This is a genomic window from Microvirga sp. TS319 (assembly GCF_041276405.1).
In the GTDB taxonomy this organism is placed as follows: Bacteria; Pseudomonadota; Alphaproteobacteria; order Rhizobiales; family Beijerinckiaceae; genus Microvirga.
In genome coordinates, this window is record NZ_JBGGGT010000001.1 from 503,664 (window position 1) to 517,233 (window position 13,570).

General features: G+C 54.0%; 10 protein-coding genes. 6 read left to right on the plus strand and 4 right to left on the minus strand.

Going from position 1 to position 13,570, the window contains the following annotated elements:
* The first annotated feature begins 457 nt into the window (after positions 1-457).
* From AB8841_RS02310 to AB8841_RS02335, 6 genes are all read left to right on the plus strand, one after another.
* Positions 458-1,141 carry a hypothetical protein gene (locus tag AB8841_RS02310; RefSeq protein ID WP_370434260.1) on the plus strand — a complete coding sequence of 228 codons (684 nt, stop codon included), beginning with the start codon at positions 458-460 and terminating at the stop codon, positions 1,139-1,141.
* 486 nt (positions 1,142-1,627) lie between these two features.
* Positions 1,628-4,720 carry an adenylate/guanylate cyclase domain-containing protein gene (locus AB8841_RS02315; RefSeq protein WP_370434261.1) on the plus strand — a complete coding sequence of 1,031 codons (3,093 nt, stop codon included), beginning with the start codon at positions 1,628-1,630 and terminating at the stop codon, positions 4,718-4,720.
* 2 nt (positions 4,721-4,722) lie between these two features.
* Entirely contained in the window at positions 4,723-5,901 is a 1,179-nt protein-coding gene (locus AB8841_RS02320; protein WP_370434262.1) for a YcaO-like family protein, read from the plus strand.
* 33 nt (positions 5,902-5,934) lie between these two features.
* Positions 5,935-6,699: a TfuA-like protein gene (locus tag AB8841_RS02325; RefSeq protein ID WP_370434263.1), complete on the plus strand. Its 765-nt coding sequence runs from the start codon at positions 5,935-5,937 to the stop codon at positions 6,697-6,699.
* Positions 6,700-6,790: 91 nt separating this feature from the next.
* Positions 6,791-7,984 (plus strand): hypothetical protein, encoded by a 1,194-nt coding sequence (locus AB8841_RS02330; protein WP_370434264.1) that lies wholly within the window; start codon positions 6,791-6,793, stop codon positions 7,982-7,984.
* Positions 7,985-8,169: 185 nt separating this feature from the next.
* Positions 8,170-8,694: a hypothetical protein gene (locus AB8841_RS02335; RefSeq protein WP_370434265.1), complete on the plus strand. Its 525-nt coding sequence runs from the start codon at positions 8,170-8,172 to the stop codon at positions 8,692-8,694.
* 305 nt (positions 8,695-8,999) lie between these two features.
* Here AB8841_RS02335 and AB8841_RS02340 read toward each other — a convergent pair whose 3' ends face one another.
* From AB8841_RS02340 to AB8841_RS02355, 4 genes are all read right to left on the minus strand, one after another.
* Positions 9,000-9,674, minus strand: coding sequence for a UPF0149 family protein (locus AB8841_RS02340; protein ID WP_370434266.1), 675 nt, complete (start codon positions 9,672-9,674; stop codon positions 9,000-9,002).
* A 13-nt stretch (positions 9,675-9,687) separates the two neighbouring features.
* Positions 9,688-9,915: a hypothetical protein gene (locus AB8841_RS02345; protein ID WP_370434267.1), complete on the minus strand. Its 228-nt coding sequence runs from the start codon at positions 9,913-9,915 to the stop codon at positions 9,688-9,690.
* Between the two features lie 800 nt (positions 9,916-10,715).
* Positions 10,716-11,168, minus strand: a complete 453-nt coding sequence (locus AB8841_RS02350) for a MarR family winged helix-turn-helix transcriptional regulator (protein WP_370434268.1) — start codon at positions 11,166-11,168, stop codon at positions 10,716-10,718.
* 585 nt (positions 11,169-11,753) lie between these two features.
* Complete coding sequence (locus tag AB8841_RS02355; RefSeq protein WP_370434269.1) at positions 11,754-13,559, minus strand: glycosyltransferase family 2 protein; 1,806 nt, start codon at positions 13,557-13,559, stop codon at positions 11,754-11,756.
* Positions 13,560-13,570: the final 11 nt, after the last annotated feature.

Here is a 13,570-nt window from a genome sequence, read left to right on the forward strand (position 1 = left end):
AGCTGAACCGTAGGGGTATAGGTGCTAAAGGACAGGCCATAGATGATCGGGGCTGCCATAATCTCCTCCCAGGTCGGTCAATAATTGGAGAATAGGCTTCTCGACACGTCAATGGGCGCAATGGGATGGGACCGATAGTGAGATGATCAGTGTCGCAGAGCAAACCTACGATACTGGCTCTGCTGCATTCGGTGGGGCAGCTCCTCTCGGATCGAAAGCTCGACATCGATGTCATGAAAAAGCCAAGGTATCCGACCCTGATGGCCCCATGAGCAAAGCCCCGAAGCGCCCCAGCCAACGGAACGACCTCCAACAGCAGGATAATGGGGGTGGTACGCTACGCTCCTCAAAAGCTCCTGGCCGCAAGCCACGAAATGCGCCAAATCGCAGAGCAGAGACCGCTTTGGACACCTCGAGCGCCGAGTTGCCGAGCGGTGCCAGAGATCCAGAAGGAAACATGCCTGCTACCCTCCTGTCAGCACAGGAGGACACTGACGCCAAAGCCCGCAACCTCACGGCCGAGGGCGATCAAATGAGAGAGGGGCAACAAGACCCTGGTAGAGAGATCCGGGACGAACCCAACCAGCACACACAGGGGAGCATGTCCGCGAAGGCCATTGACCGGGAAGATGCCAATCAGACCGGCGAAAGCAATCTGCTCCGCTTCGCCCTTGGCGCAGAGCATGAAGCCGATCAGATTCAGGTGCCAGCCGACCATCGTGCAATCATTCCCGAAGTCAGACAGGAAAGCCATGAGAGTGCTGAAAATCGAGCCTGTCCTGGTCTGGGCAATGAGGCACCACGAGTGGAAGGGGTGGAAACCTCACCTTTCAGAGCCGCGCCGGACCTCGATGGAAGCGCCTCAGGTCATGTAAAAGTCTGGTCTCAGGACACCGCGACGCATCACAGGCAACAGGCTGGTGGATTTGGCGAGCCTGCCAACCCGATCTACATCTTGGCGGCGATTACGCTGGGCCTTCCGGCTCTGGCGCTGATTGCGCTGGTCGGGATGAACCCTGGTGTTCAGGACGGGACCTTCATGACCCTCCTGACATTCCTCGTGATCTCAGCCTTCGTGATTGCCGCCGTATTCGAGATCAAGAGGCTGGCGGATCAACGCTCCAACGTGGATGATCATTAGGTGACCATTGCGCCTGAGGGGCGAGCGTACTCCGGACCGAATTTGATGGCTCAGCGTCGGACGGCCTCGCAAGACACCAGGATGCCGCGTCCCAGCAGCATTTTCTCGACCGATAGCAGCCTCATAGTAACCTGAAATAGAGCCATGCCGCATAGGCGATGCTCACAGGTGGAAAGCAGTGGCGGTTGTAGCTGACGGGCTTGGTCATGCCAGTCTATCTACACAGCTTACCCTCATCCTCGGTTCAATGTGACAACGCTTCCTCATCAAGCCGAGGCAGAAGGCACTGTCTCAGTCATATTGTATCATATATTGTGGCGGCGATTTCACAGCTTCGCTCATGGATTACATATCGGGATAGCCATCCTTGGACTTGGCGGAGACATGGATTGGCTTAATATATAGCGAAACGAGAGCCGAAGCCGCATGGAGTTCCAATAGCCTTAGTGAGGTCCGCCTCCTGTGACGTAGTGGGACATGGTCCTAATGACGAATTCTTCTAACAACTACGGCTCCGTAGACCTGCACCATGCAACAATTGCTGGTGTGGAGATGTTGGGTGAACGCAGAAATATTACGTCTCTATTTTATGACATAGTGAATTCGACAACTCTCTTAAATTTAGTTGATCCAGAAGATTTCCACGAAGCTCAAGTTGTCATTCACAAGCAAATTCAGACTGCAATCGCCGAATTTGGAGGATACGTTGCTCCTACTCAAGGTGACGGCGGGCTTGCGTTCTTTGGATATCCAGCGCCTACTGAGGATGCTGCGTACTGCGCGGTAGCAGCTGCGCTTGCTGCTCTTCAACGTTGCCGAGTCTCGAAAATGACGATACGAGGCCAAGATATTGGCGTCCGATTCGGGATTGCGACTGGCGTCGTCCTTCTAAACCCACCAAGTGCAGAGAACTCAAAGGAAAGTCAATTTGTCGGCTTGGCCCTCAATTTAGCAAGCCGACTACAATCGGAGGCAGAGCCGAATAGCATTGCTGTTGCCGAGTCTACTTACGCCTTGACGAGGTCTGCATTCGAATACGAGTTGATGGGCACAAAAGCCCTGAAAGGGTTCGTCAACCCTCAGCGACTCTGGCGCCCTTTAAGACATCGTGAGACGGATGATCGGTTCTCGACCTATCGAAGCCAAGCAACGCCCTTTGTGTCGCGTCTACATGAGATCGAGCAATGTAGGCGCCTCTGGCGCGAAACGGAAGCTGGAGTCGGGCAAGGTCTTATCATCATTGGCGATCCGGGAGTCGGTAAGTCGCGCCTTTTGGCGGAGGTAAGTAGGGAATTCGAGTCGAATTCATCCCTGGTGCGGCTGTATCAGTGTCAGCCGCGAGGTAACTCCCGTCCACTTCATCCTTTCATTGACCGAGTGCAACGAGAAATTCGAAATCACACACTCGGTGGCCAGTCGGTTACATTGGAAGCCATTGATGTTTACTTCAATACCATCTCACCCGGTTGCAAGCGCGACAGTTTAGAAACCATTGAATTTTTGATCAATCATTCTCCTAACGAGAGGTCCATATCTGAAAAAAACGTAGATCCGCAGCCCGATCCCAACTTTGCGGCACGAGCGACTGATGCGATCCTGGATTTGTTATCCGCTGCCTGTAAGGTCCGTCCGCAAGTGATTGCCATCGAGGATTTTCACTGGGCTGACACACTTACACGTTATGTTGTCGAGCGCCTCATTCAAGACGTAGCAAATCTACCTTTGCTTCTCATCATAACGTCGAGAGATGAAGCCAACCTGTCACATTTTGCGAGTCAAAATATTCTGAAAATAGAACTAGCTCCCCTAGATGGTGCCTCTGTCAAGGAAATGACCTTGCAACTTGGGATCCCAGCAGGAAACGACGCGCTGGTGTCTCAAATCTTTCAGCGCAGCGATGGCGTTCCATTATTCATTGAAGAGTTTGTTCGTTTATTACAAGATCAATTGGGAAATGGCTCTTTGATCGATCCGCGTGCAGCTGAGCGGATCCTCCGCGGTAGTCAGATTACAACCCTCAGTGACCTTTTGGCTGCGCGTCTGGCGGCAGCAGGTCCTGCTCGGCGAGTTGCGCAAGTTGCAAGTATATTTGGTCGTGATTTTGCGCTGCAAAGTCTCATAGCGGTTTGTTTCGGAACAATAGAGGAGGTTCAGCTAACCGGTGCGCTGGAGCAGTTGCGAAAATTCGGTATCGTTGAAGTGTCGAGGTCTGATCCCTCCAACCCGATCTTCTCATTCCGCCATGCGCTTCTACAAGAGGCAGCCTACGACAGCATGTTGAAGGCTGATAGAGTGATTTTGCACGACCGGATCGTTCGAGCATGTCTTGCCGGGCAGTTGGCATCGATGCCGGACGAAATAATGGCTTGGCATTGTGAAAAATCAGGTCGGCATTACCAAGCAGCACAGTTCGCGTTGAACGCGGCCGAAGCTTGTGCCGCACGTTCGGCCCTCCGTGAGGCTGAACAGTTGCTTACATTTGCGGAGGAGCAGCTTAACATCTGTGGTGCAGAACCATCTGTCAGGGATGTCTTGCTTCAAGTTCTAACTTTAAGAGGGACGACTGCGACGGCGATCTACGGCACCGGGTCAGATGAGGCGCGCAGTATCTATGAGAGAGGTATCGCAATCTGTCGTGAAGGGGAGATGAGCAATCCAGAGAAGTGGTTCCCGCTCTATTGGGGGTGGTGGTTCACGTCGCCAGATTTTGATACACGCCAAGGCCGATCGAAGGTTATCGTCGGTGATTTACGAAACTCGCAGAATCCGGAGATAAGGCTACAGAGCCTTCACTGTGCCTGGGCCGCTAACTTTCATTCTGGCGCTCACTTCGTGTGCCTTGAATGCATAGAGCACGGTCTCAAGCTATATGACCCTGAGCGAGCAACTGTCAGCCGCGGTCGGTATGGGGGGCACGACGCAAAGGTTTGCGCACTCGGCGAGCGCGCTCAATCGCTTTGGTTCGTCGGGGAGGTCGATGCTGCGATTGAAAGCGCTCTAGCCGCAGTGAGATGGGCCGACGAAATTTCTCACGTTGGAAGCATATGTCATGCACTTGATATGGCTATGCTTCATGGGTTCTACCGCCGTGATCGATCAATGGTGAGCTCGCTCTCCGAACGCCTCTACGAAATCGGCAATGAGCATGGGTTGGCTGGCGCAATCGCAAAAAGTCGCATCTTCACCGGCTGGTGTAGAGCTGGCGCTTCGCCTGATGATGGACTTGGTTTGGTCCGCGATGGACTACGTGTGCAGCGGGAGATCGGGACTGAGGAAGACTTGCCAATCTATCTCGATATGTTGGCTGAGCTGATGGAGATGTCAGGGAATGTCATGGAAGCACTTACGATACTTGATAGAGCCATTGAGCACTCGCTAGCAACCGCTGACGTCTTCTGGTTGGCAGAGCTTTATAGGCGGAGGGCTGTGCTCAAATCGACGGCCCACTACGAACCTGGTGAAGTCATGACTGATCTCGAACTATCTGTCCAGACGGCTACTAGACAGCACGCACGCGCCATCATGAAAAGAATTCAGGAATCAAAGGCCTTGATCTTCATGAACTGTAAGAGGCCCTAGGATTGGATTACAGCTGGCCATCAATTTGGTCTGTTCCCTATGCGCTAAGGAGCGATGATCCGTCCGTGCAGACGGGCTCTCTCGTTAAAGAGTTGATCGATAGACGGCGCGAATTTGGAATTTCACGCATTGGCTCAATTACTCGCTTGGACCGTGTCCGCATTCCCGTCATCCAAGTCACAAGACCTCTCGCCCTATCAAATGCAGTTACGCAAGGTAAGGGCTTCAACTATCTTCAAGCAACTATCTCGGCCCTGATGGAGGCGCTAGAGCTTTGGGCGGGAGAACGTCCCTGCCCAGCGAGTGTGAACAGGACAGCGGCAGAACTTGGGGCCGAGATTGGTGACACTTACGAGAGTTCTGTACTGGCTGGAACTCAAGCCAGTTGGAGAGCCATGCCGATCAGTTGGTCTCAAGGTTGGGATTTATTTCGGAGCGAGGCCACGTGGGTTCCGCTTGCGCTCGTGGATACAGTATATGCTGTCCCATCGCCTCATCCGGAACTCTTCCCTCGTTCAACCACTGGGCTCGGCGCTGGCCGAAGCCTTTATCAGGCGCTTTGCAAAGCTGCCCTTGAGATACTCGAGAGAGACGCCATTGCAAACGCGCATAGGCTGAATCGGCTGTTTGATAAATGCCAAGTCGATCCAGCAAGCGTGAAGGGCGGACTTTCGGCAAAGTTGATCCAGCAGATTCAGAGCAAGGGGCTACTAGTCGGGATATGGTTGGTTCCGGCTCCCCACGATCTTCCGGTCTATTGTTGTCATGTCATGGAGAACAAGGGATTTAATGAGCTTGCTCCTCTTCCGGGAGCGGGCTACGCGTGTCATTTCACCCATGATGAAGCACTGGCAAGCGCTCTTATGGAAGCATGTCAGGGGCGTCTTACAGCCATCGCAGGAGCACGCGAGGACATTACTCGTAGCCTCTACCCAACCAAACACGACAGGGTACAACTTGCAGAGTGGCGGGATTTTCTAGCCGCGCCGACGAACGTGATCAGGATTCCCGAGTTGGCCCAGGCGAACTTTGTCGACAGCGATCGAAGTATTCAACGCCTAATGCATGCCTTGCGCAAGGCGGGAGCAACGCGGGCGATCGTTGTCCCTCTCTATGCCGAACTTCCGAGCGGTATCCATGTCATCAGAATGGTAGCACCGGGCATGCGCCATACTCCATAAGTGTTCGCGCTATATGTAAGGTCAGGATCCGACATGACGGCTACAAGGCAGGATACTGTCATATTCCTCGGCCCTTCCTTGGAACGGGATGCAGCAACGGACATTCTCAATGGCTGTTACTTGCCGCCAGCTGAGCAAGGGTCAGTCATAGCTGCGGTTCAAAGGTTCTCTCCTCGCACTATCGTTCTCATTGACGGATCCTTTGCAAGTGTTCCTGCTGTGAGGCACAAAGAGCTACTTTGGGCGATCAGCAATGGAGTTCAGGTTATCGGAGCTGCAAGCATAGGAGCCCTCAGGGCCGCGGAACTGCACGAGTTCGGCATGGCTGGGCATGGTTTTATCTATCGTTGGTTTCGGGCGACGATTGGAGCCGATGACGACGAGGTTGCTGTCGCCATGAGCCCTGTTGAGATTGGCGCCCGTCCTTTGTCCGAGGCATTAATCAACATTCGCATGACGCTGCGATCGGCTGCTCTGACGGGCGTGATTTGTAAGGATACCCAAAAATCCTTGGTTGAGGTCGCGCGAGCGCTGGACTTCCGCGATCGGACTTATCAGAAAATGTTCGAGGTTGTGGAGACGACACGGTCAGCTCACATTTGCAGATCGCTGCCAAGGCTCGCGGAATGGATTGTAGATCACTCCATCAACCAAAAGGCCTCCGATGCGCAGGATCTGTTAACTGCTTTGAGTAATAGGGACCCGGAGGTTCTTCCGCCGTCTATAAAACAACCGTTTCGGATGACGGATGCTTGGCTTGCAGATCTTGAGGCAGCAGGGCTGCGGATTGGCAATTAATGGTGAACAACAGCTAATATGACTGACCTGAAGTGACAGGCTTCAAGGGCTGTGTAATACTGAATACTTGGTTCGGGCAGGACTCTTAAAGATGTTCCGAGAGTTCGATCTTTCAGAGGACACAAGTTCGCAGCGTCTCGGGACCCGATTTCTTGTTTTCCCGCAACCGCGATTTATTCCCGGCTACGAGAAGCCAGAGCCGGTTTGGATTTCCACGCCTCGTGGTCGCGTGGGGGGTGGACCATCCGACCATCGTCTTTATGTTGTCGATCCGCTGCGGCCCAAGGAGCCATATTCTGCTCCGTATCTACCGCCGTTCATCGGCGATGTCTTCCCACCTGCTGAGCCTGGACCTGACGGCCATTTTGACGAACTTCTTCCCGGAACCCGCCAATTTCTAGCTGCGCACGCCTTCGCAAGCGTGCGTCGAGTGTTGGATATTTGCGAAAGCTACATGGGGCAGGAGGTTTCGTGGTTCTTCAGTGACAGCTACAAGCGACTTGAGATCATACCGTTATTGGATTGGGACAATTCTCATTCCGGATATGGCTTCCTTGAACTTGGCGAGGACAGCAGCCGCCAGGAGCCTTACCCTTTTGCCCTTAACTTTGACGCGATCGCCCATGAGACAGGCCACTTGTTGTTGTTAGGGGCAATTGGGGTACCTCGTCATAGCCGCTTATCTGTCGACTTCCTCGCCTACCATGAGGCCGCTGCAGACTTCATTTCTCTTCTTGGGCTGTTGCATTTCGATACAGCCCTTGATCATATCCTGCGAAGAACTCGTGGCAATCTTCTCATTTCCAATGAGTTGGATCGCCTCGCAGAGTTGTCGGATGAAAAGCAAGTTCGAACCCTTAGCCATTCCCTTAGAATAGGAGATGTTGGAGACGAGGCTCATGACCGATCGCGACCCTTTAGTGGTGCGCTGTTCGACACCCTGGTCGAGATATTTCAGTTGATCCTTGTAGAACGGGGGCTTGCTTCGTTAGACACCCGTACGATCCGAGAGGTGCGGCTGGATCTGCGGCAAGAGGAGTTGGATCGAGAGGCTGTACAGCTCCGGGAGGCATATAACGCGAGCCACTTCGCGCTAAAATCTGCGTTGGAAGAGGCACGGGATCTCGTAGGTGAAATGTTCGTCGGCTCTTGGTTCTATCTAGATCCAGATAACTTCTCATTTCCGATGGCTTCTGAAGCGTTGGTCCAAGCTGTTTCAAACCGGCGAGGTAAGCGTTTTACGGACCGTGTATATCTCAACTTTGCCTGGCGGGGGCTGTTGTAGTTCATGTCGGTGGGCCGATCAAAACTGCGGCCGCCTAGAGCATCGGACCCAAACGTGGACTTGCATTTTGGGGATCACTTCGATGCTCCCACTATAGAACGGCGCACCGGATGTGGGTTCGATTTCACGTCCGATGCGGCAGCGTTTCGACCGATGGCTCGCGACCAACTTCGGGAGGAATAAAAATGTCTTTATCTGAGGATGTGCCTGCTCCAGGAAATTGTTTGGAATTCGCGCAAGAAGAGGTCATCCTGTACGGCGTAAAGTTGAATGCAATACAGGATAAGAGTTTCGCGCTGCTGCCTTTAGGTCCTGACTTGCGCCTCATACTCTCCGTAGGCGACATTAAATTGGATCGAGACCTGTCCCCCAACGAAGCAGCAATAGCGGCTATCTATGGTTATGCGTATGAGGGGCACTGTTACCGTTTTGACAAAACCAGAATATTTGTGTTCACCAGCGACGAATGCAGAGGCGGCAAAGATGGCGTGGGAATGCCAGCGATCGGATGCGGCTTCGATACTGTTCCAGGCTATACGATGTGGCGTGTCCGTTCACTCGATACTATCATTGAGCTAAGCGCAAGTTTCGACACTGTTGATAAACTGATTTTAGAAGCAAACTTACCTGGTAAGCGTGCTCCTAATACATACAATTCAACACTCCAGATGGTGCATCGAAGTGGGCGCCTGCAGTCGCCGGGCAGTTGAAGCTCGAGCATCGGACGCGGGAAGTGGGTGCCGGTTTTGCGTGGAAAGATGCTCAAGATCAAAATGTTAAAGCGTCGGGGGAGTTAGATTTCACATCGGACGCTGTAGCGCATCGTGCGGACCCAGCGGGTCGCGCAAGTGGGTTGAAATAGCTCGCCACTCTTTGAGCCAGGCCCAGAGACGCTGGACAAATTTACGATTATTGTAGATCCGAGTTCGGACGAGCGACCGGCGCCTCTCGCGGCTGCGGTGGGGTGGCTGGCTTGGCTCCCGTGTTCCATAAGCGTCCGGTGATGCCCCGACCGTTAGTTGAGGCCGCAGCACTTCTTGTATTTTTTGCCGGAGCCGCACGGGCATGGATCGTTGCGGCCGACCTTGCCAAAGCTCGGCGCCGGCGGTGGCGCGGGCTGACCGGCCCGATGCTGGCTCACCCGCCAGGCATGGAGGCTCTCGATCCAGGGACCAATCAAGTCGGGAGCGTGTTCGGTCAGCTCCTTGATCTTATCCTCGGACAGGTCGCCGTCGCCCTGGGCGACCCGCGTCAGCAGGATCAGGCCGGTCAGGGCGGTGCGCGTGTCCTCGTCACCGTCAAGGAGGGAAATCCAGCTCTCCGGACGCAACTGCCGGGCAGCTTCAAACCCCTCGATCCAAAGCTCCCAGAGTACATCGTCATGACGCGTGTCGACCTCGAAGACCGGCGCATAGCGGCCAGACTGCAGATCCAGGGCCGTGGCGTTGTAGTGCTCCATCACCAGTCCGACGAGCTGCTCGGCCTGGCGGGCATTCTCAAAGATGGCGTCTGCCTCCTCGGTCCCGCCCCAGACCAGGGGCAGCCACTCGCCCGGCATGATCAGGTCAGGGCAGACAAGGATCCCGGCCAGAAAGCCATCGAGCTCAGTGACCAGCATCGCGTCACTGTCGATCGGCAGGCTGAGCAGCTTCTTCTCAAGCAGCTTCAGGTGGCGTGGCGTGCTCTGCATGGGGCTTTCAGTTTCAGGACGGCTGGTCACGGACGCGGCGGATCGGATGATCCGCGATCCGGGCGAGACTGTCGCGCAGCCGGTCCTCCGGATCAAGGACCTTCAGTGGGGCCGTCTCGATCGGCGCCAGAGGGGCCGCAGCCCGTTCGCCGCCGCCCGACCCCGCACAGAGCCCGTTCTTCCGTCCAAGGGCAACAGGGCGAAGGGAGCGCGCGGTGGCCTTGGTGTCGATCTCGTTCAAATCAACCTCCATAATTCGCATAATTGCCAATTAGGATTGAGTTAACTGACGTAGCGTTATAAATGGGAATAACTGCTTATATCTTTGGAAAGTATCCTCTCTTTGGTCCGTCGATTGATTGAAGCCGACCTCGTCTTGCTCTCATCTGACGTCGCAGACGCGTAAGCGAGGAGAAATAAATATGGATGGGTCTCTTGGATAGGTTGACTAAGCTCTAATGAGGGGCGCTACCAAAGCATTAGTTTTCTCGAAGCAGTAGGCCCATCCAAGGATAGTATTATAGGTTTAGATGTGAGTGACGATTACACTACTAAAATTAGGCTCGCCAAACGAATTATCACACCTTTCCGAGATAAAGAAAGTGGAGGCGTCGCTGATCTTGGTGATGACGCGTGGTGGGTCGAAGACATGCTCGACAGGATCGAACGAGCCATCATCCCACATTTGGCGCCACTTCGGAACGAGAGTGAGGAGGCTGGCGAGACGTGACAAGAGCGCTCCAAAGCCTTTCAGCCAGCGATAATTTCGCCAGGCTCGAACTCGACCTGGCGCGGCAACAGAGGCTTATGGAAGAACAGCCCATCCTCAAGGTAACCTCGCCATAAGCTCCTCTCCAGGCCTTGCCTGATGTCTCAGGTATCCGATTAACTGCAGCAGGTTGGCAGAGGGGTATGAGGGTTCCACGCCGAGCGCGATAGACGAGATACTTCTGATACCCGCCTTATCTCCAGGTCAATAAGCTGCGCTTCAAACGCTATTTTCGCGTTCCTAGTCCGAGCTCACGCCAGCGTTAGGGCCTGTTATGGTGCCGCAGTGCCTTGGCGAACTGTAAATTGATCAAGTTTATCGAGTGTTTCCCTGCAGAGTCTCAACTTGCGTTCATCTACAGAGCGCTCAACCAGCTCAGTCGCAAAGTGTTCGAACATCTTATTGAGATCCCTCATAAGCTTGGCGCCTTTAGCGGAAATTTTTATCAAAACCACACGTCGATCGTTCTCTGAACGCGTCTGGACGACATATCCACCTTCGGTGAGGGACTTGAGGTTGTAAGAGATGTTTGTGCCCTGATAGCAGCCACGCACCATCAGGTCTTTGGCAGTAACCTCCTCAGTGCCCATATTGAGCAAGATCATTGCCTGCACAGCGCTAATATCATTGATCCGCAGACGCGCGAGCTCAATCTGCAATACGTCGAGGGTCCGACGGTGCAGTCGCTCCGCAAGAGAAATGATCGCGAGGTACTCTTCTTTCATTGTTGCTCACATATTAAGTATACAAACACTCATGGTTAGTTATGGCTTCAACTAGGTCCATGAAAGCCCGAGCTAACGACGCACGATCTAGGCACCCTATGTTCTATAATATGCTTAGCAGCCCTACGATCTGAGTGCCACATAGAACGCTATAATATGCTGTATATAAGTCGCTCGATTGCCTCCTTTACATCATCCCGTAAAACGATCAGCCTGTATCGGTTTCAATCGAAGCGTAATACACCCTAACCGGGATGAGGAGATCCAATCCGATTTTTCCGTTAGTACTCACTCGTATTTCAGCCGTTCGTGCTGGCGAGAATGGCGACAAAACACCCGACATGAACTCGAGAGCGGCAACAGCAGGTACCGCTGCTGCGCTGCGCCGATTCAGGCTGCTCTTTAGAGTGTACCAACAGGTTCTGCAAGACCTCTGTCCCCGGTATGTAGGTGTGTTGTTGGCTCCCTCATAATTGGCATACGTTAAACTCACGGTCACTCTCGAATCCGCAAAGCGTCGCGAGAACCCCTCTTGTGTCGATGAAGATGGGAAAACTCGCGAGAGCAGTGCGTGTTCGATCCCATTTACAAGGCAGCGAAAATCGCGCGAATGCCGTAGCGACGCAGATACCGAGACGGGGCGACCTGCTCCGATCCTTCTAGAATAGCATGTAATCCATCGGGGAGGCGGATCGGCATCGTTGCCAGGGGGACTAGGACGACAAGGGCTGCAATGGCCTGCAGCACAAAATGACTCCTGGTGGCCGCAAAGGAGAATATCGGCGGACGATCGTTCTCGCCGTTGTGCCGAAGGAACACGACGAGCGTAAGGATCGTGTAGAACGTCGCGTTCAGGAGGGCGATGAAATAGAATCCTCTTGCGTTGCCTACGTCACCGAACAGAAGCGCTGGTAGCGCTGAACCAATGGACAGAATGACGAACGGAAGAACAACGCGAACTGGCAATGCTGCATCTGCCGCCGATCCCTTCGGTGTAACACGGAACTCGACAGCAGCGCCTGTCCACCAATCTCTCAATGCAGTGACAGTGCCAATCAGAACCCATGGCCATCGGATGAGAGGGTATAGAGCTGCCTCCCAGCTGAGGACCTTCGTCCTGACGGGGCGGCAATGACCATACTGTGCCACTCGAATGATGATTGCTGTCAGGAGCAGGGCAGGGGGGGCAGCATGTGTGACGAAATCCGGATATGTCACGCTGGCGAAGTTGACATCAAGTGCAAGAGCGAAGACCGGGCTTGCGAACATTGCCAGCGATACGAACGCAAGCAGGGGATACCAAAGCTGGCAGAAGAGGAACTGGAACTTCAGGTGGAGCGGCAGCTTCCAGAAAAGATGTGGAGTGTACTGGAGCAGGAGAGTCACCAGACTGCGGGACCACTGAAACTCCTGCGTCACAAGATCACTGAAATTCGCAGGTCCGTCGCCATGAGCGATGGCAGCCATTGCATGAACACCGCGCCAGCCGTGAGCCGCCAGGAACAGCGTCGTCGAATGATCCTCAGCGAGTTCAGGTCCCAGGCCTCCGATTTCCTTCAGAGCTCTCGTTCGAACAGCGTAATGTGAGCCTATGCATAATGGCGTTAGGAGGCCGGTGTAGCCTGCCTGCATGGCGCCGTGCATGGGGGCTTCGATATAAAGCCGGCTGCGTGCTGACCAGCTTGAAATGGCGTTCTTGTCGCAAATGCTAGGGGCAGAGACGTATCCCACCCTCGGGTCGACGAAGGGTCGCAGCATTTCCTCAAGGTAGGTCGGCTCGGGAACATGATCCGCGTCGAGTTGCGAAACGAAATCATAGTTCTCGTAACCGTAGTGATCATAGAAAAAGGCAAGGTTGCCTTCCTTGCAGCGCGTCCTCCGAGGCCACGCTGCGCGATGATAGTCGGAACATCCTTTGCGCGTCGAAATTTTGACCCCGTGCGCCTTGCACCAGGCAATCGTTTGCGGCTGCGGATCCTCATCGGCCAACCAAGTATCGTGTGGATAAGTCTGGCGGAGCATCGCCTCCAGGGTCATCCGGACAACGTCAAACGGTTCGCTCGGTGCCTTGGTGACCACCATGGCGACACGGTAGTTGTCCGGAACGACGATGTCCGAATTTGGAACCTTGCCGAAATAGAACACCACGAGGAAGTATAATGGACAGAACGAGAGCCAACCCAGAATGAGGCTGACGAAAACATACCGGCCCGTAGCAATGTTATGGCTTGGATCGAGCCACCACACCCAAAAAATCGCAAGCGAGGCCAGCCACAACAGGCCAAGAATGCTCATCTCCAGCTTCTCAGCGGGCTTCAGGAGAGGAACGAGGAAAGGCTTTTGCTTCTTCGATGCCGCGATATCGGTTCGGGAGTTCATGATCGTATTCATGCTGGCGGATC

Bases quoted from the DNA above. Each gene is read 5' to 3' on its own strand.
- AB8841_RS02350 (WP_370434268.1), bottom strand. From the start codon at position 11,168: ATGAAAGAAGAGTACCTCGCGATCATTTCTCTTGCGGAGCGACTGCAC.
- AB8841_RS02310 (WP_370434260.1), top strand. From the start codon at position 458: ATGCCTGCTACCCTCCTGTCAGCACAGGAGGACACTGACGCCAAAGCC.
- AB8841_RS02335 (WP_370434265.1), top strand. From the start codon at position 8,170: ATGTCTTTATCTGAGGATGTGCCTGCTCCAGGAAATTGTTTGGAATTC.
- AB8841_RS02330 (WP_370434264.1), top strand. From the start codon at position 6,791: ATGTTCCGAGAGTTCGATCTTTCAGAGGACACAAGTTCGCAGCGTCTC.
- AB8841_RS02325 (WP_370434263.1), top strand. From the start codon at position 5,935: ATGACGGCTACAAGGCAGGATACTGTCATATTCCTCGGCCCTTCCTTG.
- AB8841_RS02340 (WP_370434266.1), bottom strand. From the start codon at position 9,674: ATGCAGAGCACGCCACGCCACCTGAAGCTGCTTGAGAAGAAGCTGCTC.
- AB8841_RS02355 (WP_370434269.1), bottom strand. From the start codon at position 13,559: ATGAATACGATCATGAACTCCCGAACCGATATCGCGGCATCGAAGAAG.
- AB8841_RS02315 (WP_370434261.1), top strand. From the start codon at position 1,628: ATGACGAATTCTTCTAACAACTACGGCTCCGTAGACCTGCACCATGCA.